At 65.9% G+C, this 20,982-nt stretch carries 19 protein-coding genes; 9 read left to right on the top strand and 10 right to left on the bottom strand.

Annotated features, from left to right (window positions below):
• The first annotated feature begins 13 nt into the window (after positions 1-13).
• Positions 14-595, top strand: coding sequence for a TetR/AcrR family transcriptional regulator (locus tag L5G28_RS02095; protein ID WP_237000117.1), 582 nt, complete (start codon positions 14-16; stop codon positions 593-595).
• Entirely contained in the window at positions 592-2,127 is a 1,536-nt protein-coding gene (locus tag L5G28_RS02090) for an MFS transporter (protein ID WP_237000116.1), read from the top strand. The genes L5G28_RS02095 and L5G28_RS02090 overlap by 4 nt, the downstream gene beginning before the upstream one ends.
• A gap of 156 nt (positions 2,128-2,283) precedes the next feature.
• Here the strand turns inward: L5G28_RS02090 and L5G28_RS02085 are convergent, their stop codons facing one another.
• Positions 2,284-2,853 carry a TetR/AcrR family transcriptional regulator gene (locus tag L5G28_RS02085; protein ID WP_237000115.1) on the bottom strand — a complete coding sequence of 190 codons (570 nt, stop codon included), beginning with the start codon at positions 2,851-2,853 and terminating at the stop codon, positions 2,284-2,286.
• Positions 2,854-2,901: 48 nt separating this feature from the next.
• On the opposite strand from L5G28_RS02085, the gene L5G28_RS02080 reads away from it, so the two are divergent.
• The 4 genes from L5G28_RS02080 to L5G28_RS02065 all read left to right on the top strand — a co-directional run bounded on the left by L5G28_RS02080 (position 2,902) and on the right by L5G28_RS02065 (position 5,965).
• Entirely contained in the window at positions 2,902-3,711 is an 810-nt protein-coding gene (locus L5G28_RS02080; protein WP_236996436.1) for an acyl-CoA thioesterase, read from the top strand.
• Between the two features lie 44 nt (positions 3,712-3,755).
• Positions 3,756-4,433 carry a hypothetical protein gene (locus tag L5G28_RS02075; protein ID WP_237000114.1) on the top strand — a complete coding sequence of 226 codons (678 nt, stop codon included), beginning with the start codon at positions 3,756-3,758 and terminating at the stop codon, positions 4,431-4,433.
• Between the two features lie 72 nt (positions 4,434-4,505).
• On the top strand, positions 4,506-5,255 hold the full coding sequence (locus tag L5G28_RS02070) for a hypothetical protein (protein ID WP_237000113.1): 750 nt from the start codon (positions 4,506-4,508) through the stop codon (positions 5,253-5,255).
• The gene (locus tag L5G28_RS02065) at positions 5,252-5,965 is read left to right on the top strand and encodes a hypothetical protein (protein ID WP_237000112.1); all 714 of its coding nucleotides are present in this window, start codon (positions 5,252-5,254) and stop codon (positions 5,963-5,965) included. The genes L5G28_RS02070 and L5G28_RS02065 overlap by 4 nt, the downstream gene beginning before the upstream one ends.
• A 110-nt stretch (positions 5,966-6,075) precedes the next feature.
• Here the strand turns inward: L5G28_RS02065 and L5G28_RS02060 are convergent, their stop codons facing one another.
• Together L5G28_RS02060 and gdhA are read right to left on the bottom strand one after the other, a co-directional pair.
• Positions 6,076-6,321 (bottom strand): hypothetical protein, encoded by a 246-nt coding sequence (locus L5G28_RS02060; protein ID WP_237000111.1) that lies wholly within the window; start codon positions 6,319-6,321, stop codon positions 6,076-6,078.
• Between the two features lie 266 nt (positions 6,322-6,587).
• A complete protein-coding gene (gdhA, locus tag L5G28_RS02055) occupies positions 6,588-7,931 on the bottom strand; it encodes an NADP-specific glutamate dehydrogenase (protein ID WP_236996441.1) in 1,344 nt (447 codons plus the stop codon).
• Positions 7,932-8,272: 341 nt separating this feature from the next.
• Here gdhA and L5G28_RS02050 point away from each other — a divergent pair, with 341 nt between their 5' ends.
• On the top strand, positions 8,273-12,043 hold the full coding sequence (locus L5G28_RS02050; RefSeq protein WP_237000110.1) for an nSTAND1 domain-containing NTPase: 3,771 nt from the start codon (positions 8,273-8,275) through the stop codon (positions 12,041-12,043).
• Here L5G28_RS02050 and ehuA read toward each other — a convergent pair whose 3' ends face one another.
• From ehuA to ehuB, 4 genes are read right to left on the bottom strand one after another with little or no spacing between them, the layout of a single operon-like run.
• On the bottom strand, positions 12,044-12,769 hold the full coding sequence (ehuA, locus tag L5G28_RS02045) for an ectoine/hydroxyectoine ABC transporter ATP-binding protein EhuA (RefSeq protein WP_237000534.1): 726 nt from the start codon (positions 12,767-12,769) through the stop codon (positions 12,044-12,046). It lies immediately after the preceding gene.
• A gap of 34 nt (positions 12,770-12,803) precedes the next feature.
• Positions 12,804-13,409 (bottom strand): ectoine/hydroxyectoine ABC transporter permease subunit EhuD, encoded by a 606-nt coding sequence (gene ehuD / locus L5G28_RS02040; protein ID WP_237000533.1) that lies wholly within the window; start codon positions 13,407-13,409, stop codon positions 12,804-12,806.
• A gap of 32 nt (positions 13,410-13,441) precedes the next feature.
• Positions 13,442-14,170: an ectoine/hydroxyectoine ABC transporter permease subunit EhuC gene (ehuC, locus tag L5G28_RS02035; RefSeq protein WP_237000109.1), complete on the bottom strand. Its 729-nt coding sequence runs from the start codon at positions 14,168-14,170 to the stop codon at positions 13,442-13,444.
• 34 nt (positions 14,171-14,204) lie between these two features.
• Positions 14,205-15,071 carry an ectoine/hydroxyectoine ABC transporter substrate-binding protein EhuB gene (gene ehuB, locus L5G28_RS02030; protein ID WP_237000108.1) on the bottom strand — a complete coding sequence of 289 codons (867 nt, stop codon included), beginning with the start codon at positions 15,069-15,071 and terminating at the stop codon, positions 14,205-14,207.
• Between the two features lie 230 nt (positions 15,072-15,301).
• On the opposite strand from ehuB, the gene L5G28_RS02025 reads away from it, so the two are divergent.
• Positions 15,302-15,760: a TY-Chap domain-containing protein gene (locus L5G28_RS02025; RefSeq protein WP_237000107.1), complete on the top strand. Its 459-nt coding sequence runs from the start codon at positions 15,302-15,304 to the stop codon at positions 15,758-15,760.
• 7 nt (positions 15,761-15,767) lie between these two features.
• On the opposite strand, the gene L5G28_RS02020 is transcribed toward L5G28_RS02025, so the two are convergent.
• From L5G28_RS02020 to L5G28_RS02010, 3 genes are all read right to left on the bottom strand, one after another.
• Positions 15,768-16,346, bottom strand: a complete 579-nt coding sequence (locus L5G28_RS02020) for a DUF2812 domain-containing protein (RefSeq protein WP_237000106.1) — start codon at positions 16,344-16,346, stop codon at positions 15,768-15,770.
• 375 nt (positions 16,347-16,721) lie between these two features.
• Entirely contained in the window at positions 16,722-17,240 is a 519-nt protein-coding gene (locus tag L5G28_RS02015) for an IS3 family transposase (protein WP_237000105.1), read from the bottom strand.
• A gap of 449 nt (positions 17,241-17,689) precedes the next feature.
• On the bottom strand, positions 17,690-18,247 hold the full coding sequence (locus L5G28_RS02010) for a TetR/AcrR family transcriptional regulator (protein ID WP_237000104.1): 558 nt from the start codon (positions 18,245-18,247) through the stop codon (positions 17,690-17,692).
• Positions 18,248-19,079: 832 nt separating this feature from the next.
• On the opposite strand from L5G28_RS02010, the gene L5G28_RS02005 reads away from it, so the two are divergent.
• The gene (locus L5G28_RS02005; RefSeq protein WP_372477171.1) at positions 19,080-20,501 is read left to right on the top strand and encodes an aldehyde dehydrogenase family protein; all 1,422 of its coding nucleotides are present in this window, start codon (positions 19,080-19,082) and stop codon (positions 20,499-20,501) included.
• Positions 20,502-20,982: the final 481 nt, after the last annotated feature.

Genomic DNA, 20,982 nt, shown 5'->3' with positions numbered 1-20,982 from the left:
CAAACGTACAGAAATGGGTGACCGCATGGCCAAGCATAATCCGGCGGCACGACGCGACGCGATCGTGCAGGCCGCCGCCGACCTCATCGTGGAAGTCGGCCCGGGCAAGCTGACGCATCGCCTCGTCGCAAAACGCGCGAAGGTGCCGCTCGGCTCGACCACCGCGTACTTCGCGTCGCTCGACGAACTGCGGCAGGAGGCGTTGGGGCTTCTCGTCCGGGAGATCGACGACGCGTTGACGCAGATCCGGCAGGTGTTCGAGTGCGATCCGGCCGCGGCGCCGGACCACCTGATCGACATGCTGCACGATTACCTGTCCGAGCGGCGCAACGTCGTCGCCGACGTCGCCCTGTCGGCCACCGCCACCTTCGACGATCAGGCGCGCGAACTCGCCCTCTCGTGGGCCGACGGACTCGTCGTCGTGCTGCGCGAGTACCTCGGCGCCGACAACGCGCACGCCGTCGCGATGATCACCGAGGGGGCGGGCGTGCACGCCGCCATTCGAGGCGAGGCGCTCAGTCGCGATCACCTGCGTCGAGCCATCTCCCCGTTCATCCCCGCCTCGTTCACACCTGTCGACGGAGACTCGAAATGACCGACGCCGCAACGCCGCCCATGATGTCGACGCGCCGCGCGTGGGCCGGCACCGCCGTCCTGTCGGCGAGTCTGCTCGTCATCACGATGGATATGACGATCCTCAACATTGCATTGCCGACGATGTCGCGGGACCTGCGGCCGTCCGGTGAACAGCTCTTGTGGATCGTCGACGTCTACTCCCTGGTCCTGGCAGGCCTGCTGGTCGCGGCCAGCGCCGTCGCCGATCGGTGGGGGCGCAAGAAGCTCCTGCTCACCGGGTACGCAATGTTCGCGGTCGCCTCGATCCTGGTGCTGTTCGCCGATTCGGCGGCCATGGTCATCGCGATCCGCGCGGCTCTCGGCGTCGGCGGCGCGATGGTCATGCCGACCACGCTGTCGATGATCCGCACCATCTTCACCGATGCGAAGCAGCGGGCCATGGCGCTCGCCGTATGGTCGGCCGTCGCCGGCCTCGGCGCTGCCGTCGGCCCGCTCGTCGGCGGGCTGCTGTTAGAGCACTTGTCCTGGCACGCCGCCTTCCTCGTCAACGTCCCGCTGATGGTGATCGCGGTGATCGCGGGAGCGTTCCTGCTGCCGGAATCGCGCTCGGACAAGCCCGGCGCGTGGGACTGGCCGACCATCGGACTCTCGTTCAGCGGCATGGTCGCGCTGATGTGGTCGATCAAGAAGTTCGGCAAGGAATCGAGCCTGCTCGTACCCTCGGCATGGCTCGCGCTCGCCTTCGCCGTCGTCGCCCTGACAGTGTTCGTGCGGCGTGGTCTACGCCAGGACGACCCGATGCTCGACGTCGGACTGTTCCGGAGCAGACCGTTCACCGGCGGCATCGCCGCCGCACTCGGATCGATGTTTGCGATGGCAGCGGCCCTGCTGCTCCTCGCGCAGTGGCTGCAGAGCGTCGAGGGCAGTTCGCCGATCCGCACCGGCGTACAGCTGATTCCGCTGGCGCTCGCGGCGGCCGCGGCGTCGCTGGCCGCGCCGAAGCTCGCCGAACGGATCGGGCCGCGCGCAGTGCTCGCCGCATCGATCGCGATCTCCGGGATCGGCATGACGGCGATCTACCTGACGCCCGGCGAACTCCACTATCGGGCGGTCGTCGTCTCGCTGTGCCTGGTGGGGGCCGGGATCGGGTCGCTGGCCGTCGGGTCGGTCCTGATCATGTCTGGCAGCCCCGAACATCGGGCGGGCAACGCCGCAGCGATGGAGGAGACCTCGTACGAGGTCGGCAGCGTCCTCGGCGTCGCGGTGCTCGGCAGCATCGCGTCCGTCATGTACCGCGCGGACCTCGACGCCGTCGACTCGTTCGCGAACCTTCCGGCCGACGTCACCGCCCCCGCCCGCGAGTCGATCGGTGCCGCCGTCGACGTCGCGGGCCAGGCGGGCATCCCGGAACTCGCCGACACGGCGGGACGGGCATTCACCGCATCGATGCAGGCCACCAGCCTCGTCGGCGGCGTCGTCATGCTGGCCGTCGCCGTGCTGGTGTGGTGTGTTGTGCCGAAGGGGACCACATTGGAGCCCGGCGCGCACTGACGGCCGGACGCCCTACCTCTTCCTCCTGCCGAGCGCATTGCTGTTCGTCAGTGCTGCTGCCGGGCTTGCCGTCGGAGGCTGCAAGGGCGGGTGGGCTTCGGTGGCGTTGGCTCACTGAACGCCGCCGCGGAGGTGGGGTCGCGAGCAGCCGGACGATCAGTGCGGCTCGCGACCCCACGTGGCGCGGGTGTGCCCGACGAAGCTGTCGAACGGCTCGACGGACCGCGTGGCGCGCGCGACGATGATCACGCCTTCGATCCCCGACACGATCGCGCTGCCCGCCGCTCGCGCTCGTTCGGCGTCGTGGCCCTCACACTCCAGTGCGTCGCCGATGATCGACGTGAGGCGCTCGAACGCTCTCGCGGCCTCGGCGGCGGCATCCGGATAGTCCGGGGCGCTCAACGACGCGGCGGCGAGCGGACAGCCGAGCGTGTAATCGCTGTCGGTGAGCGCCGACTTCCAGTAGTCGGCCCACAGATCGAGCGCGTCCATCGCGCCGTGCTCGGTGAGGAGCATCTCGAGCTGGGCGCACAGGCCCTTTCCTGCGACGGCCGTCGCCTCGCGGAGAAGCTCAGCTTTCCCGGCCGGAAAGTGCTGGTACATGGAACGTCTCGCGACGTTGCTGTGTTCGAGGAGCGCGGCCATTCCGAATCCGTCGGCACCGTGCGTGCGCAGCATGGTGACCGCCGACAACACCAGACGGTCGTGCACGGAAGGGGTGGGCATGGCCACATCCTAGCGCAGTAGAACGATTGGTCTGTATTGTTCTCAGTTATGACCCACGTCTTCGATGAAGCAACCGCCGTCGCCCGGATCGACGAGATCGATGGTCACGTCGTTCGCGCCACCACGCACCCGGCCTACAACAACATGGTCGGACCGTTCGGCGGCGTCACCGCGGCCACCGTCGTCCGCGCGCTGCAGGAGCACCCTGAAGTGCTCGGCGAACCGCTCGCGCTCACGATCAACTATGCGGCGCCGATCGCCGAAGGCGAATGGGATCTCGCGCTCGTGTTGATCCGGACCAACCGGACCAACCAGCACTGGACGTTCACCATCGACCAGAACGGTGGAGTCGTCGCGACGGGCACCGCGGTCTTCGGCGTGCGCCGCGACACCTGGGCCGACACCGAGGACCATGCGCCCGACCTGCCGCCGGTCGACGACGTGCCAGCCTCCGACTTCCCCGAGTTCATCGCGTGGGCCCGCAATTACGACAAGCGCTTTGTAGTCGGCGGGCTCGACGCGGCGAGCGACGACTCGACGTCCACTCTGTGGCTGCGTGACGAGCCCGCCCGAGCGATCGACTATCCGTCACTCACCTCGATGACCGATGCCTTCTTCCCGCGGGTGTTCCTGCGTCACGGCACGTACATGCCCGCGGGAACCATCTCGCTGACCACGTACTTCCATGCGACCCGCGACGAATTGGCGGCGCAGGGGGCCGGCCACGTGCGGGCGACGGCGCGCGGCAGCCGCTTCGGCAACGGCCACTTCGACCAGTACGGCCAGATCTGGGGCGACGGCGACCGCCTGCTCGCCACGACGCACCAGCTCGTCTACTACAAGGACGTACCCCAGTAGATCTGCGACGCCAATCGAACTGACAGCCCAGTAGATTGAACGGCATGTCGCAGACTCTCCGGGCAGTCGGATCGATCCTCGCAGTCGCCACGTTCGCCGTAACCGTCGCCGCGTGCGGACAGTCGGAGCCGGTCGACCCCGAGACACAGCGGGCGCTCGACTCGGTGCTGTCCGCCGCCGACTTCCCGACCGGGTACAGCGTGGTCAAGCTCGGCAAGGACGACGAGAAGGCCATCAGCGAGCAACTCGACGACAGCCGCAAGGACGCGAAGGTCACCCCGGCTGCGTGCGAATCCGGTGACGACGTTCCGGACTCGGCGGAGACGGGCAGCGTCGTCGCCTCCGACGGGGAGTCGACACTCAGCCAGTCCGTCGTCGCGTCGAGCGTCGACGCCGAAGCGCTTGCGGCCGCGGTTACCGGTGAGTGCGCGCGGGTGCGTGTCGAGGTGACGACCGGTGCGGCGAGCGGGACGATTGTCGACATCACGCATGCCGATGTCACGACGCCGAGCATCGACGGTCACCGCGGGGTGGTGTTCCGGCAGGTCTCGACGGTGCCCGGCGATGGCAGCGAGCGCCGTCAGCTTCTCATCGGCAGGGTGCCGGTCGACGGCTACCTCGTCACCGTCCAGGCGGTGGACGCGGACGGATCCGCACCGGATCGCCCCGCGTTCGACGCGACGCTGACCGCTGCCGTGCGGAAGGTCGCCGACGCGCGCTGAGGCATCCGTCGTGTGGGCGGCCACGCGTCGTAATGTTCTCGGCATGTGTCTGAGTGGATCAGGGAGTCTGTCGTGAGTGCGAGGTTGAGGCGAGTTCTGGGCGCGGTCGTCGTCAGCGTCGGTCTGGTCGGGTCCGCCGCCGGGTGCGGCGTCGACGGAACCCCGGTCGTCGCTGGAGGAGTGAACCCAGGAGGGTCGAGCACGGGTGACGTGTCGTCGACGGCAGACCCGACGCGAGTCCACGAACTGGTGTTGGACGCGGCTGTCTTCCCGGCGGGCTACACCGCGCAAGTCGTGCCGAGCGACCAGATGCAGCAGATGATGGACATGGTCCTGGCGAGCACGAAGTCCGCCGACGTCTCGCCGTCACACTGCATGCAGCTCAGCGCCATCCCGTCCTCGGTGAATGTGAACGACATCGGGCTGGTCATCGCCACGAAGGGCGGCGTGTCCTCGCTCGCCGAATCGGTGATCGTCACCGCGTCGTCCATCGACGAGTACCGGGCTCAGGTCAGCGGCGACTGCGAGCACTTGACGATGGACATGACCGTCGAAGGACAGTCGGTGAAGGCGACGGCCGAACAGAAGGTTGTCGCCGGTCCGACCACGCGCGCGGACGACACGCTGGTCGTTGAGATGACGACCGTCTCTCGGGTCGGGTCACAGTCGATCACCCAGCGGGTCATCGTCGGTTACGCACAGGTCGCCGGGTACACGCTGTCTGTTCAGGCGTCGTCGATGGATCCGTCGGGGACCCCCGACCGGGCCGGATTCGATGACGTCTTCACCAAGGCGATCGACAAGGCGGTAGACGAAGCGTGACCGCATCGAAGTACGCAATCGTATCGGTCGCCTGCGCAGCCGGGATCGCGCTGGTCGCGGGTTGTGGCTCAGGCGACGACACGGCAGCATCGGAAACGTCGGGCACCGGGGACGCGTCGAAGGCGCAGTCACTCGTATTGGCGAGCGACGGCTTCCCCGACGGTTACGAGATCCTCGACGTCGAGAAAGATCAGATGCTCGACCTCGCGGAGGCCGCCGACTCGGCCGCCTCCGGCAAGGTGACGCCCGCGTCGTGTGGCAAGAGTGCCGTGCTGCCCGACGACGTCGCCGCCGACGACGTGGGTGTGGCCGCGGCGATGAAGGGCACCGAAGGAACTCTGATCGAATCGGTCACGGTGCTCGATCGAAGCATCGCCGACTTCCGGGCCGCCGTCACGGGCGAGTGCGCGACGGTCACGACCGTCCTCGCTAGCGGTCCGATGGCCGGGCTCAAGGCCACGGTCAAGAACACCGTGCTCGACGCGCCCGACACGAAGGCAGGCGATCAGGCGATCGTCTACCGCCAGGACGCGACGTCGAAATCGTCCGGCCAGACGTCCAAGACACAGTCACTGACGGGCATCGCGACGGTCGACGGTTACGTCGTCCGTGTGCAGTTCGCGCCCCTGGCGCCCGGCGCGAAAGCCGACCGCACCGCGTTCGACGAGGCATTCGCCGCCGCCGTCGACCAGGTGGCCGCCAAAGCGTGACCTGCAGCGGTCGAGGGCGTCACAGACCGATGAAGACCACGACGCAGAGGATCAACACCGTTGCCAACAGCATGAGCGCGCGGAGCGCGATGGCGAGCCCGCGCGCGGCGTCAGAATTCATGCCCGTCCCCCGCGGCCCGGACGTGCCCCGTGCCGACATCGGTCCCGAATCCGATCGCCCCGTCGGTGTGTGACGGCGCCACCACCACCGCGAGCACGATCGCGACGGCGACCGCGATGACGGCGCTCGTCTGCAGGATCGCGACGCGGAGCGACGGCGATCCGCAGACCGCAGCAGCTGTAGCCGACACCTCCGACGCCAAACGGCCCCGTCGTCGCTGCGAATGTCCTTCCATGATTCCCCCTCGTGCTACCGGCGGTCTCGCCGGTGGAGCATCTCCCCGAACTCGATTCCACCAGGAGTAGCAACCCCGCAGCAATCCCAATTCCGTGAGATCCGGTGTTTGCGCAGGTCAGCGGGAAGTGTGAGTTGTCCGGTCCGGACAAGAAGGAGGGTGCCACAGCGTCCCGGAGGGGACGAAAAGGCCGCCGTTCCCTCGCGCCATTGAGAGGGTACGGCGGCCACGTGTGTTCACACGTCGTCGCTCACGGCGAAGTCAGATCAGATGACACCCAGCGACTGCATGGCGTCGGCGACCTTCACGAAGCCTGCGATGTTGGCTCCGGTCACGTAGTTGCCCGGGTCGCCGTACTCGTCGGCGGTCGTCAGGCAGTTGTTGTGGATGTCGCGCATGATCGCGTTGAGACGCTCCTCGGCGTAGCCGAAGCTCCACGAGTCGCGTGACGCGTTCTGCTGCATTTCCAGCGCGGAGGTGGCGACGCCGCCTGCGTTGGCAGCCTTGCCCGGGGCGTAGCCGACACCGGCAGCCTGCAGGACCTTGATGGCGTCCGGCGTCGTCGGCATGTTCGCGCCTTCGCCGACGATCTTGCAGCCGTTCTTCACGAGTGCTTCGGCGTCGTCCGCGTCGAGTTCGTTCTGCGTCGCGCAGGGGAGCGCGATGTCGGCGGGGACCTGCCACAGCGAGCCGTCGGTACCGACCTTGGTGCCGTTGCCGCGGAGTTCGACGTACTCCGACAGGCGAGCGCGACGAACCTCCTTGACCTCCTTGAGGAGTTCGAGGTCGATGCCCTTGTCGTCGATGACGTAGCCGGACGAGTCGGAGCAGCCGATCACGGTGCCGCCGAGCTGGTGAATCTTTTCGATCGCGTACGTCGCGACGTTGCCCGAACCGGAGACGAGCACCTTCTTGCCTTCGAAGGTCTCGCCCTTGGCTTTGAGCATCTCGTCGACGAAGAACACCGCACCGTAGCCGGTGGCTTCCGGGCGCACCTGCGAGCCGCCCCACGACATGCCCTTGCCAGTCAGAACGCCCGACTCGTAGCGGTTGGTGATGCGCTTGTACTGGCCGAACAGGAAGCCGATCTCGCGACCGCCGACGCCGATGTCGCCCGCCGGGACGTCGGTGTACTCACCGATGTGGCGGTACAGCTCAGTCATGAACGACTGGCAGAAGCGCATGATCTCGAGGTCGGACAGACCCTTCGGGTCGAAGTCCGAGCCGCCCTTGCCGCCGCCGATCGGCAGACCGGTCAGCGAGTTCTTGAAGATCTGCTCGAAGCCGAGGAACTTCACGATCGACAGGTTGACGGACGGGTGGAAGCGCAGGCCGCCCTTGTACGGTCCGAGTGCCGAGTTGAACTCGACGCGGAAACCGCGGTTGATGCGGACGTTTCCGGCGTCGTCGGTCCACGGCACGCGGAAGATGATCTGGCGTTCCGGCTCGCACATCCGGGTGAGTACATCGACGTACTCGGGGTGCTTGGCCACGACCGGGCTCAGCGAATCGAAGACCTCGCGGACGGACTGCTGGAACTCGGGCTCGCCCGGGTTACGGCGGTCGACGACGTCGAAGATCTCCTGAAGCTGGGGATCCCAGGCATTCATACGCAACTCTCTCTACTCGAAATTGAGCGACGTCCCGCCATTGCGACGTCCCTCGGCCTCGGCAAACCCCGTGTAACACGCGGTGGCCGCCGGGCGATTCCGCGTGTCACTCTAGTCCTGTGTAACGATCACGTGAAACTTCGCTCTTGGAATGTGGGATTAGACACGGACTAGAAACAAGTGCGAGACGCAGCAGAAATGTGACTCGGATTACCACAGTTTGCGCCGTGGCTCCCGCTGCCGCGAAGGGTGCTGCGGCGGTATCGCCCCCACTTCTTCCGTCCGCTCGCGCGGGTTCTTCCGGTGCAGGTCACAGGGGCAGGTCGGGCTATCCTCGTCAGGTGAGTGCTACGCAGTCGGGGGATGCGTTCGGAGAAGCCCTGCGCGAACTGTTCCGTCAGGCCGGACAGCCGACGCTGGCGGCTGCCGCACGCGCGGCATCGCGGCCCAACGCGACCGTCAGCCGTCAACGGATCAGCGACTGGCGAACCGGACGCCACATCCCGCGCGAGTACTCGGTCGTCGAGCCGCTCATCACCTGGCTGACCTGGCGAGCCGTCGACGCAGGCGCCGACGGCGTCGTACCGCTGCCTCAGTGGAAGAAGTTGTGGGCAGCAGTGCAGACGCGAAACACGGTGGACTCCGAGGCCGTGCTCGCACGGTCACCGTTCCGCGGGCTCGACGCACTCACCGAAGACGACGCCGACTTGTTCTTCGGTCGTGCGCCCACCATCGACGCACTCGTGTCGCATCTGGATGCCGTCGCCGATTCCGGCGGGGCGCAGGCCGTGATCGTCACCGGTGTGTCCGGTTCCGGTAAGTCGTCGGTGCTCGGAGCCGGGCTGGCCGGAGCACCCGAACCGTGGAGCCGTCCGCACCGCATCAGAGTCACCGACGACGCCGCGGCATGGGATCGCGTGCGCGACCACGATCAGGCTTTCGTGGCGATCGACCAGTTCGAAGAGGTCTTCTCGCTCGATGGCGACGAACGAGACCGAGTGCTCAGCGCAGTCGAAGACATCGCAGCCCGCACGCCCGTCGTCCTCGCCGTCCGGGCAGACTTCTTCGACGCCTGCCTCGAGATCCCATTCCTCGCGCGTGCATGGCAGAAGCACTCCGTGATCATCGGCGAGATGACGGACGATCAACTCGGCGCCGTGATCCGCGAGCCCATCAAACTGGCCGGTGGGCGCATCGACTCCGGGCTCGCCGAACTCCTCGTTCGCGACCTACACGAGGCAACGCCGTCCGATGAACGGGCCGGCCGGCTCCCGCTGCTCGCGCACACGCTGGAACGCTTGTGGGACAACCGATCAGGAAGCACCGTCTCGGTCGGAACGTATCGCGCGGTCGGGGGGATCGCGTCCGCTATCGCCGACACCGCCGAAGCCGCATGGGACTCGCTCGACGCCGATGACCAGCCAGCCGCTCGAGCGCTCCTGCTGTCGCTCGTCCAGCTCGGACCTCGGGGCGTGCCGATGCGGGCGTCCGTCGATACGGACGAACTGCGCCGCCGGTTCCCGGACCGAGCGGATCGGATCGTCGACCGCTTCGCCGACGCACGTCTGCTCACGGCGGGCCAGCAGGTCACCTACATCCACGACGCCGTCCTCACATCGTGGCCCAGACTCCGCAAGAGCATCGCCGACGACGCCGAGACCCTGCAGTGGAGACAGCAGCTCGCCACCGACTCGCAGTCGTGGATCGACGCCGACCGCAGCAGCGAACTCCTCTACAGCGGTGGCCGCCTCGAGCACGCGCTCGACAACCTCGACGGACTCGGCGAGCTCCGGCGGCACGTCCTCCCGACCGGAGGACAGGAGTTCCTCGACGCATCGGTCCGCCGACGCCGCGGGCGCCGCAGCGCCCTCATCGGAGGCGTAGCCGTCATCACGGTCCTCGCCGTCGTCGCCGCCATCTTCGCGATCACCATCAGTCGACAGGCGGGCGACCTCGAACGGCAGCGCAACAGCGCCGAACGGACCGCGCTGCTGTCGAGCATCGATCGCCTGGTCACCTCCGATCCGTCTCTCGCGGCGCGACTGCTCCTCGCCGCCGACCAGCGGTTCGCCGACGACCCGGAGGTGGCCGCACTGCTCACCGCCGCCGCGTCGGCGCCGATGGCCCGGACCGTCGCCGGGCACGGCGGACCGGTGTACGACGTGTCGTACTCCGCCGACGGATCACTCGTCGCGACCGCGAGCAACGATCGCACCGTCCGCCTGTGGCGGCACCGCGACGACACGTCGACTCCGCTCGTCCCAGTGGCGACCATCGGCGGGTTCGGCGACTACGTCACCTCGGTGACCTTCAACGCCACTCGGCCGCTGCTCGCCGCCGCCAGCGGGGACGGCACCGTCCGCGTGTGGAACATCGCCGACCCGTCATCGCCGCGACGCGTCGCCGAACTGAGGCCGGGCGCGGGCACCGCGTACATCACGCGGTTCAGCCCGGACGGGAACATGCTGGCCACCTCGTCCGACGACGGGAGTCTCACCCTGTACCGGGTGGCCGGCGCGACCGTGGAACCGACATCACCGATCGTCCTGCGCGGGCACGCGGGCGCCGTCCGCACCCTGGCCTTCGACACCGCGGGCACCCTCCTCGCCTCCGGCGGCGACGACCAGACCGTCCGGTTGTGGCGCGTCGGCGACGGTGAAGCCGCGGCCGCGGGCCAGCCGATCCGCGGATTCAGCAACATCACCCACTCCGTCGCGTTTCTCCCGAACTCCGAGACGATCGCTGTCGGCGGCGACGGGCCCAACGTCCAGCTGTGGGACGTGAGCGATCCCGCAATGCCCCGAGTCGAGAGCAGTTCGCTGTCCGGGGTGACGGGCGGATCCTGGTCGGTCGCCGCCGATCCGGCGTCGCCGCTGATGGCCCAGGCGGGCATCGACGGCACCGTCCGCGTGTGGAGCACGCTGTCGCGCACCGATCCGCCGCTCGTGTGGGATCTCGAGAACTCGACGGCGCGCGGTGCGGTCCGCATGTTCAGCGCGGCGTTCGATCCGAAGGGCGGGGAACTCGCCGTCGGCCGGTCCGACGGCGGAGTCGACGTGTGGCGGCTCCCGCCCGGCGTTCAACCCGATCGCGGGGGAATCATCAGCGGTATCGCACAGAGCGCCGACGGGATGAGAGCCGCAACGGTCGGCAGCGACACCAGCCTCGACCTGTGGACCCGCGACGGTGAACGGTGGCGTAAACGCGGAACCACCGCCGTCGAACAACGAGTCAACGACCGACCGCGCGTCGCGATGAGCGACGACGGCGCCGTGACCGCGACCGCCAACAACAACGGCGGGGCCGTCGAACTGTGGGACACCGCAGACCCCGACGGCCCGCGCGCCGCCTTCCGGCTGTCCGTCGACACCCGGTACACGTCCGAGATCGCCTTCGTGCCCGGCAGGCGAATCCTCATCACGGGCGCATCCGACCGGTCCGTGCAGCTCTGGGACGTTGCCGACCCATCGGCACCACGCGCTCTCGGTCGGCCGCTCGACGGTCCGACCGACCTGATCCGCCAGATCGTCGTCGACCGCGGCGGACGACACCTCGCCGTCACGTCCGACGATTCGCGCACCTATCTGTACTCGCTCGACAGCAGGCGACTCGTGCGCACCCTCGACGTGGGAAGCCCCGGCGCCGACGCGGTGTTCGACCCGTCGGGGCGGTACCTCGTGGTGGCAGGCGACGACCTGTCGGTGTGGCGGGTCGATGACGGGGCGCTCGTCGCCCGCGAAACGTCCGACCACCCGGAGACCCTCTCGCTGATGGCGGGCAGCGGGCCGGCCCCCAGTGAGCCGGTCCTCTTGGCCGGGACGATGACACGCGACATCGTCGCCTTCACCATCGGAGACGACGGCCGGCTCACCGACCGGCGGATCGTGACACCGGTGCTCGGCGGGCCGCGCACCACGACCGCACGCTGGGAACTGCCGCCGACACTGGACGACGGCGAGCGATTCATCACCGGTGGAGACGGAACCGGCCAGTTGTACTCGCAGTCGATCGATCCGGGCGATGGGCGCGCCTGGGTGTGCGCCACCACCGACGCGATGACCGACACGGAACGAGAGACTTACCGGATCGGACCCGGCGGCGACGACTGCTGACTACAGGACCGCCCGAAGGAACTCTCTGGTGCGGTCGCTGCGCGGGTCGCCGAAGAGCTGTTCGGGCGGCCCCGACTCGGCGATCCGACCGGCGTCGAACATCAGCACCCGGTCGGACACCTCGCGGGCGAAACGCATCTCGTGCGTGACGATCAGCATCGTGATGTCGGTGCTGACCGCGATGTCCCGAAGCACCGCAAGCACGTCGTCGACCAGTTCGGGGTCGAGCGCTGACGTCACCTCGTCGAGCAGCATCACCTGCGGGTTCATCGCCAGACACCGCGCGATCGCCACGCGCTGCTGCTGGCCGCCCGACAACTGGCTCGGATGCGCGTTCTCCCGACCGGTCAAGCCGACCATGTCCAGGAGTTCGCGGGCCCGGGTCCGCGCCTCGTCCCGCGACTGTCCGAGAACATGGATCGGCGCCTCGGTGATGTTGCCGAGCACATCCATGTTCGGAAACAGGTTGAACTGTTGGAACACCATCCCGATGCGTTTGCGGACCTCGCGGAGACTGCGCTCCTTCTGGTTCAGCGACTCGCCTGCCACCAGGATGTCGCCCGCGGTCACCTTCTCCAACGTCATGAGCAGACGGAGGATCGTCGTCTTGCCGGAGCCGCTCGGCCCGATCAGCGTCACCTTCTCGCCGCGGTCGACGGTGAAGTCGAGCTCGTCGAGCACCACGTGGTCACCGAACTTCTTCACCACGTGATCGAACCGGATCATCTCGTCCGGTTCGGCCGGCGGCTGTTTCTCCAGATCAATGGACAAGTCGTTTCTCCAGACGTCGGATCAGAACGGATGTCGGGTAGCTGGCGACCAGGAAGAACGCACCAGCGAGCGTGAACGCCTCCAGGTAGGCGAACTCCGACGCGCCGTAGGTCTGTGCCGACGTCACCAACTCGACGACACTGATCGTGAACAGGTACGGGGTGTCCTTGAACATGGCGACGAGGTTGTTGCCCAACGCGGGAAGGCTGTTCCGCATCACCTGCGGAAGGATCACCGCGCGCCACATCCGTGACTGCGGCAATGACAACGCGTGCCCGGCCTCCCACTGGCCTTTAGGCACGGCTTCGATGCCCGCTCGATACACCTCAGCCATATAGCTCGAATAGTGGATGCCGAGGACGGTGATACCGATCGACAGCCCAGAGAACTGAGGGAACAGCGCGTACACGAACAGCAGTTGGACCACGAGGGGTGTCAACCGCACGAACTCCGAGACCGCGTGCACCGGCCACGACAGCCAACGCGGACCCGACCGCCGGATCACCGCGATGAGCAGGCCGAGGACGGCGGCCACCAAGAAACCGATGGCTGTCGCCAACAAGGTGATCTTGAAGCCGTCCCACAGGACGGGCATGGCCTCTTCGGCCCGCTGCCAACTCCAGTCGATCACAGGCCACCTCCGACAGTGGCGTCCGTCGTCGGACGGAAACTCAAGACTTCGCGCAGCGACGGCCCACGCCCCAGCTTGTGTTTGGCCCGGGCCTCGACGAGGTTGATGACCACCGTCACCACATAGGCGAGGACCAGGTAGATCAGCAGTCCGATGCCGAACGAGAACAGCGTGTCACCGGTTGTCTTCTGCAAGTCGACGATGCTGGACGTCAAGTCCTGGAGCATGATGAACGATGCGAACGCGGTGCCTTTGAGCAGGTGGATGAGCAGGTTGCCCAGCGACGGCACCATCATCGCCCACGCCTGTGGGAACACCACTCGCCGCAACCGTTGCCCCGCCGTGAAGTTCAGCGCGACGGCGGCCTCGATCTGGCCGTCGGGCACCGAGTTCAGTGCGCCGCGGACCACCTCGGCGCCGTATGCGCCGTAGTTCAACCCGAGGGCCAGGATGCCGCAGAACAGTGGATCGAGCTGGTAGCCGAGCAGAGGCAGCACGTAGAACAGCCAGAACAGCTGCACGACGAGCGACGTCCCGCGGAAGAACTCGATCAAGACGCGGGCCACGAACCGGACCGGCAGGAAACGCACTCGCACCACAGTGCCGAGAGTGACGGCGAGAACGAAAGCCAGCAGGCCTCCGCCAGCGGTCAATTCGAGCGTGACGAGGATTCCCTCGCCGATCCGGGGAAGCGCGTCGACGAGGTCGTCGATGTTGGTGTTCACCGGATCGTGACGCCCGATGCTCGACGCGGCACGACTACTCTCCGGCGCACAGCTGTTCGGTGGTCAGTGACGGGTCCGGGATGTTCTCCTCGGTGAACCCGAACGGGCCGAGGATCCTCAGGTACTCGGCCTTGTCCGACAGGATCTTCTTGACCTCCGCGTTGTAGGCGTCCCGCAGCTCGGTGTCCGCCTTCCGGAACACGGTGGCACCGGCCGGATTCTGTTCCTCGCCGTTGATGACCGCGATGAACGGCTTCGTCACCTCGACGTTGAGACTCGGATCGTTGTCTTTCGCGTACTTCAACGACACTGCGGTGAGTGCGAACGCGTCGGCCCGTCCCGAGGTCACCGCGTCGATGCCTGACTGCTGATCCTTGACCAGCAGCGGGTCGGGGATAGCGAGCTCTTCCGCGTAGTTGGATTCGATGGCCCCGGTGATCGCCGCCATCTTGGCGCCGCTCGACTTGATGGAATCCATGTTCGACAGGTCCATCGGGTTGCCGGGTTTCACCATGAGCGCGGTCGTGTAGTTGATCTCGGGGACGCTGAACGACGCTTGGTCGCACCGTTCCGGAGTGATCGACATTCCGGCGCTCACCAGGTCGTACCGTTTCGCGTTCAATCCGGGAATCAACCCGCCCCAGTCGGTCTTGACGGCCTTCAGCTCGTCGACCCCGAGCCGTTTGAACACTTCGCGGTGCAGCGCGATCGTCGCACCGGTGACCTTGCCGTCCTTCTCGAACGAGTACGGAGCCTCGTTGGCGTACGCGACGGTGACGACGCCCGCCTCCCGAAGGCTCTCGAGAGAGGTGGCTTCATCAGAGTCGGTCTTGGTACAGCCGGCCATCGCGGTGACCGCGAGGACCGCAGCGGTCAGGACGGCAGCACTCTTGATTCTCATGGTCGCGTTCTCCCTGCTGGGCGCCGACCGCGGCGCCCATGTTCCGTATGTTCGTAGTCCTAATTCTTCGGGTGAATTGACCGTACCCATACTTCGCCGACGTTCGCGGCGAAATCGACAGGTGCACATGAGGAACCGGGCGCGCCGGGCGGTAGGAGAATCCGCCCATAACTCGTCGGGCGAGGCTACGGTGGAAAGTGCAAGCCACGTTCGCGAAGCGGGAGTGTGTTGTGACTGATCCGATCACCGAAGACGTCAACGGATTCGACGAGTCGGCCTACGACGCCGAACTCGATGCGCGATGGCGTGACTTCCGACTACGACTCGCGGACTATCTCGCCGATCTGTCCGTCGGGCAGCGATTCACCGTCTACGACCTCGTGACCGACCACGAGGTCATCACCGCGCACGCGGACGCCGTCGCGGTCGCCGACGACCGGCTCGAACTCGTGGTGGCGAGCGACAGACTCGCGGAATCCGCCGTCGACCGCGCGGCCCGCGTTGCGCTCCTGCGGGAGAAGGGCTGGCAGATGCACGGCGACGACACCATCGTCCTCGGCTTCGATCGCCGCCATGTCGACGCGGCAGCGGTCGCCGTCGAACACGCGTTCCGCGAGGTCTGGGACGTCCCCGACCCCGCCTATCTGGCGGGCGACGAGGATCAGACGGCGCGGTTCTTCGCGCCGTGACGTGAGGTCAGGAGCGGACGAGCTCTTGTTCCTCGGACGTAGCTGAGGTCGCTGACGTCGCCGCGCGGCGGGACGTGCCGACGATCAAAGCGGCGACCCCGGCGCCGACGGCGATGACGCCGAGCGCTGCGGCCGGAATCCAGAAGTCGCGTGGCGACGCGAAGTCGGTGAGCCCGGCGATGAGACCGAGCGCCACCGTGCTGACCAGCGCGATCGTGGCGACGACGCTCAACCCGATGCCGACGAGGGCGGCGCGGCGGCCGAGGTCTTCGCCGATGAAGCCTGCGGGCCGCTCACCGGTGTAGGCGCGACGCCAGACGTGGATGTTCGACAGGCTGCCGACGCTCTCCCAGCCCATGTCCTGGCGGGCGGTGAAGTAGAGCGAGGGCACCGGCTTGTCGCGGCGTTCGAGCGCGTATCGGTAGCGTCCGGCCTCGCCCTTGTCGAACGTCATGCGAAGTGGGCTCCACGCGTTGACGCGATTGAGGACTTCGCCGCGGGCGGCCTTCTCCTCCAGCCACAGCTCGAGATCGTCGGGCGACGGGTGGCGGACGGGAACCAGCCAGGATGTGGCAGTCGTGCTCATGGTTGCCTCCGGGAGAATCGATGGAAAACGTGTTCACTATCGACTCTCACCGTGTATCGTGCCGCGGTCAAGGATTTTGAGACGGCAATCACGAACTGTCTCAGGCGCTGGGGCTGTCGTCGCACTCGGATAGGGTGCATAGTCGTGCGCCGTTGCGGCGGCGCAGCGGCGCGGCCGGTTTCACGAACGATCGGGTAGGCGCCTTCTCAATCCCCAGGTCGCCGAGGCTTGTCGTCCTCCCGTGCACGGTCCTACTCGAGAGCGGTGAGGTCCCCGGGCAAGCACGGCGACCTCATGGAAGCACTCACGGTGCGGCATCTCACAAGCCGAAGCGACCTCGGGGCGTGACGAACCCGGTGGGGTCACCGTCTACGTTCAGACTTTCACCGGTGTCCGTGAAATCAAGAGCAGTGACCACCCACCGGCCCGTCCTGTCGCATCAAGCATGATGCGACCCTCCCATGAGGTGCAGTCCGCCACCCACAACTGGCCCGGTGATGTCGGACTGTTCCATTGCCGCTCAACATGATCGGGAAACCGAGGTGCGCGATCATCGCGCTGGGTGGTGATGGTGCGATGCGCGCCGCGGACAGCGCCGGAGGTACCGCACGCTCGCATCAAACGGGCTACTTGATCACGCCCGATCGCATACCCGTCGTGCTCCATCGCATGCCAGAGTTTCCGAACGCCGTAGACGCGGCGATTGCGGTCGTAGACCTGGAAAACCGCGTGCGCGGCGTACGCCTCGGCAAGGACCCTCGGAAACCGCGCCGGCCCTCTTGCGTGCGTATTGCGTCCGGACTCCGGCGATCGCCATGCCATGTCGGTGAGTACGCGGCCGCTCGGGTCGACCCCGAAAAGTTCCCGATGAGCATCGATGTCGTCGACGATCACCGCGGTCGGCGGTCGACCTCCGTCGCTGCGAAAAGCGCTGACACGATCTTCAAAATTTCGTTGGCCCTTCGCAATTCAGCATTCTCCGTACGGAGTCCCTTGAGTTCAACCGAGGCTTCCGGGCCTGCTCCGCACTGCCCGACGAACGGGTTCCTTTGTCGGCGTCGATCCGGTTCCGAAGCGTGGCGTGATTGATGTCGACGAGAGCTCAGACGTCTCGCCGAGCGCAGAACTTGGATTCGCCGTCGTTCTCCGTCGTGGTATATCCGGACGGCCCGCTCACGAGTCTCGGAATCGAACTTACGTAGTGCTGCCGTGGTCGCATTCTCCTGGTGCGTTCACAGTCTCCACCAGGCCCAGGACGGTTTAGAACGGCCCGAACACCTACGGAGGCGACGCCCAGCAAATCTGGACTGGCAGCCTAAACAAACGTTCCGGACGTGGTTCAGTCACGGTGGAGTCACGAGCCGTTGCGCTGCGGTGACCGCCGCCGCACGGCGTGCAGCCGCGTCGCGGGTTTGCGCATTATGCTCTGGAAGCGCAAGGTAGCGCGCGATCACAGTCAACATAGTCAAGAGTTCCACGGGGTCCCACTGACGGTCGACGACGCCGCGGCTTTGGGCACGCCGGACTTCGCCGATCTTTTGCTGCACCACCTCCATTCGAACATCGTCGAATCGTGGCGGCTCGGCGACCTCGAGAGTTGCCCATGCCTGCAGGCGGGCGTTCTCCGGATGTGCAACGAAGTCGTCGAAAAGTCGCCCCACATATTCGGGCAAGTCGTCGCCGGAGAGGGCTACGGCCACAGCGGTGTCGCTCGCCCATCGCCGGGATACTTCGGCAAACAACTCTTCCTTGCTGCCGAAGTACGCATACAGGCGGTCTTTGCTGGCTCGCGAATCCGCTGCGATGCGATTGACCCGGGCCCCGGCCAACCCGTATCGGGCGAACTCCTGCTTCGCGACGGAAATGATCCGTTCGCGGGTTACCTTGCCAGCTGCGCGCATGCACCAAGACTACCTCCCCTCTGGCGAACCAAACGGTTTGCGAGTATGTTGACAGAACAAACGGTTCGCCAAATAGGGGGTACACGTCATGATCCAATCCCAAGCTCACGAAGCCTTCGAACTAGCCCGGAGAGCGCCCTACGCCTCCCGCGGATCACCTCCCTGACATTAAGGGCGGCGTTGCGCACGGTCGGCGCCTCGACACGCTTCGAGTCTTGACTTGGCGGGGCGCTCATCACCGGACAGAGGACGAATGCGGCTCTAGCCGAAGCGAGTTGGCACGGAATCACCCAAGCATCTTCAACCGTCGATCCGCCGCAAGGCGACGGAGATCCGTTCTCCGACAACCATCGAGGCCAACGGTGAGGCGACCCGCGCAACATCGAGCTCCGCGGCGATGTCACCGCCACGGTGGTCGACGATGTCAGGCCGATTCTCGACCATGTCAAATGGCGTCAACAACGCCGCTCTCCTGGCGTCGTGACCGGAAGCGAACCTCGAAGGCGAAGCGACACCGCGTAAACCGGGCCACCGACGGGGTGGGCGCGGTCACGCACCGGCCGCTAACCGCCAACACCCGACTCGCAAGCAGTGACAAATCACCGACGATCGATGACCGGCGCACCCGACTGAGCGCGTGCCCCAGGCGACGCCTGAACGGCTCAATGTGCAACTCGAAGCCTCCCTGGCACAACCAAGACGAGAGAAGTGACCGAAGGAGCCGCCCGCAGCCATTGTCGCAGCGAGAACCGCTGGCATCATCCGAGCTGACCTACTGACCACAACGGTGGACACGAGAAAAATCCCGCAACTACTTGAGAAAGAAGCAATTGTGACTGCTACATTCACTCACTGGATCAACGGCCAAAACACCCCTTCACACGGGGGTGAACAGATCATCTCCTATAGCCCCGTTGATGGCACCGCGGTGGCGGCGATATCTCGAGGCACAGCTGAAGATATCGCAGATGCTGCGACCGCAGCTTCCATTGCCGCCACGGCATGGCGTGACCGAGAACCGGCCGAACGCGGCCGTGTACTGATGCGACTTGCTGCAGCCATCGAGGAAAATGTCGAGGAACTGGCTGCATTGGAGAGTGCAGAGACGGGCCACCCGGACTGGCAGGCGTCGATGGAAATCGCAGGTGTCGCACAGTATTTCGAGTTCTACGGCGGCCTGGTGAACGTAATGGGCGGTGAATCAATCGACCTCGGGCCTGACCGACACTGCTATACCCGGCGGGAACCTTTCGGCGTGGTGGGTGTCATCACGCCATGGAACGGGCCGATGAACCAGGCCGCTCGTGCCGTAGCTCCGGCGCTGGCCGCCGGCAACGCCGTCGTTCTTAAGCCTTCGGAGTTCACCTCGGCGACGTCCGTCCTACTGGCCAAATTGGCCACCGAGGCCGGGTTGCCGGACGGAGTTTTGAACGTGGTTACCGGCGACGGACCCGGAGCCGGCAAACCACTGGTTGAGCACCCGCTTGTTCGGAAGATCGTGTTCACCGGATCGGTCCGCGCTGGTCGCGAAATAGGACGGGCCGCGGCTGACAAGATCATCCCGCTCACTTTGGAGTTGGGTGGGAAGTCGGCAAATGTTGTGTTCGCTGATGCAGACCTTGACAAAGCGGTGGCCGGCTCGTTGAGGGCGTTCACCTTCAACACCGGCCAAATTTGCTTTTCTGGAACGCGTTTGCTTGTGGAGCGTTCAATCCATGACGAATTCGTCGAACGTCTGGTCGCGTCCTGTAATGAGCTGACCGCGAGTGGCATGCTCGGTCCCGTCACTACCGCAGCGCAGTACGACAAGGTAATCGAGTACTTCAAGATCGCTGTGGGCGAAGGCGCACGAGCTGCTACCGGTGGCGAGCCGCTGTCCGAAGAGGTGCGCGGTAACGGCTACTTTGTGCCGCCGACGATCTATACCGATGTTGACAACTCGATGAGGATCGCACAGGAAGAGGTCTTCGGGCCCGTCCTGGCTGTGATTCCATTCGATACCGAGGACGATGCTGTAGACATCGCGAACGACAGCGATTTCGGCCTAGCAGCCGGTGTGTGGACCAAAGACATTTCGCGCGCCTTGCGCATGGCCGACCGACTCGAAGCTGGACAAGTTTACGTCAACACCTGGGGCGCTGGCAGCGTCGCGGCACCATTCGGCGGCTATAAGCAGAGCGGATATGGCCGCGAAAATGGCACCGAAGCTCTACATCACTATACCCAAGTTAAGTGCGTGACGGTTCAGCTGTAAGTCTGGCACACCGTACCTCAGCCCGCAAAGACCAGTATTTCTCAATGCCATAAAGGCACCTCAGGCAACATCGTGAAGTTATGTTGTGTTGCAGCTGGCTGACGCGCGCGCATGTTCATTTGGTTTGGCTTCGCGTCAAATCAGCAACTGGACGACCTGTTGATTTCGAAACCGACAGGGTTGTCCGGGCCGTGCGGACGTGCGATCTCTGGGCGCTTGTAGGCCTCACTGCACACAGCGTTTCGCGGATCTTATCTCCGTCAGGCGAACATCGAACAATCCGTACAGACTAGGTCGGACTACATTATGCATGTAGTGATAGGCGAGAACACCGCCGCCGCAGAGATCCTCGATGCCAACTCGAAGCCTGGTACCGGACGGCCTCACGGCCAGACGTTACCGCAAAGCCGTCGTGAAGGCCGCGACCACGCGCCGTCCCCGCATTCGTTATGCGCTCGGCATCCACGCAAAGCGTATGGGC

It is taken from the genome of Gordonia liuliyuniae (genome assembly GCF_021739025.1).
GTDB classification, from domain to species: domain Bacteria; phylum Actinomycetota; class Actinomycetes; order Mycobacteriales; family Mycobacteriaceae; genus Gordonia; species Gordonia liuliyuniae.
The sequence above is the reverse complement of the archived record's forward strand: the minus strand, read 5'-3'. Positions and strand labels throughout refer to the sequence as shown.

Bases quoted from the DNA above. Each gene is read 5' to 3' on its own strand.
- L5G28_RS02075 (WP_237000114.1), top strand. From the start codon at position 3,756: ATGTCGCAGACTCTCCGGGCAGTCGGATCGATCCTCGCAGTCGCCACG.
- ehuB (WP_237000108.1), bottom strand. From the start codon at position 15,071: ATGAGAATCAAGAGTGCTGCCGTCCTGACCGCTGCGGTCCTCGCGGTC.
- L5G28_RS02095 (WP_237000117.1), top strand. From the start codon at position 14: ATGGGTGACCGCATGGCCAAGCATAATCCGGCGGCACGACGCGACGCG.
- ehuD (WP_237000533.1), bottom strand. From the start codon at position 13,409: ATGCCCGTCCTGTGGGACGGCTTCAAGATCACCTTGTTGGCGACAGCC.
- ehuA (WP_237000534.1), bottom strand. From the start codon at position 12,769: ATGATCCGGTTCGATCACGTGGTGAAGAAGTTCGGTGACCACGTGGTG.
- L5G28_RS02020 (WP_237000106.1), bottom strand. From the start codon at position 16,346: ATGAGCACGACTGCCACATCCTGGCTGGTTCCCGTCCGCCACCCGTCG.
- L5G28_RS02060 (WP_237000111.1), bottom strand. From the start codon at position 6,321: ATGGAAGGACATTCGCAGCGACGACGGGGCCGTTTGGCGTCGGAGGTG.
- L5G28_RS02080 (WP_236996436.1), top strand. From the start codon at position 2,902: ATGACCCACGTCTTCGATGAAGCAACCGCCGTCGCCCGGATCGACGAG.
- gdhA (WP_236996441.1), bottom strand. From the start codon at position 7,931: ATGAATGCCTGGGATCCCCAGCTTCAGGAGATCTTCGACGTCGTCGAC.
- L5G28_RS02085 (WP_237000115.1), bottom strand. From the start codon at position 2,853: ATGCCCACCCCTTCCGTGCACGACCGTCTGGTGTTGTCGGCGGTCACC.
- L5G28_RS02090 (WP_237000116.1), top strand. From the start codon at position 592: ATGACCGACGCCGCAACGCCGCCCATGATGTCGACGCGCCGCGCGTGG.
- L5G28_RS02010 (WP_237000104.1), bottom strand. From the start codon at position 18,247: ATGCGCGCAGCTGGCAAGGTAACCCGCGAACGGATCATTTCCGTCGCG.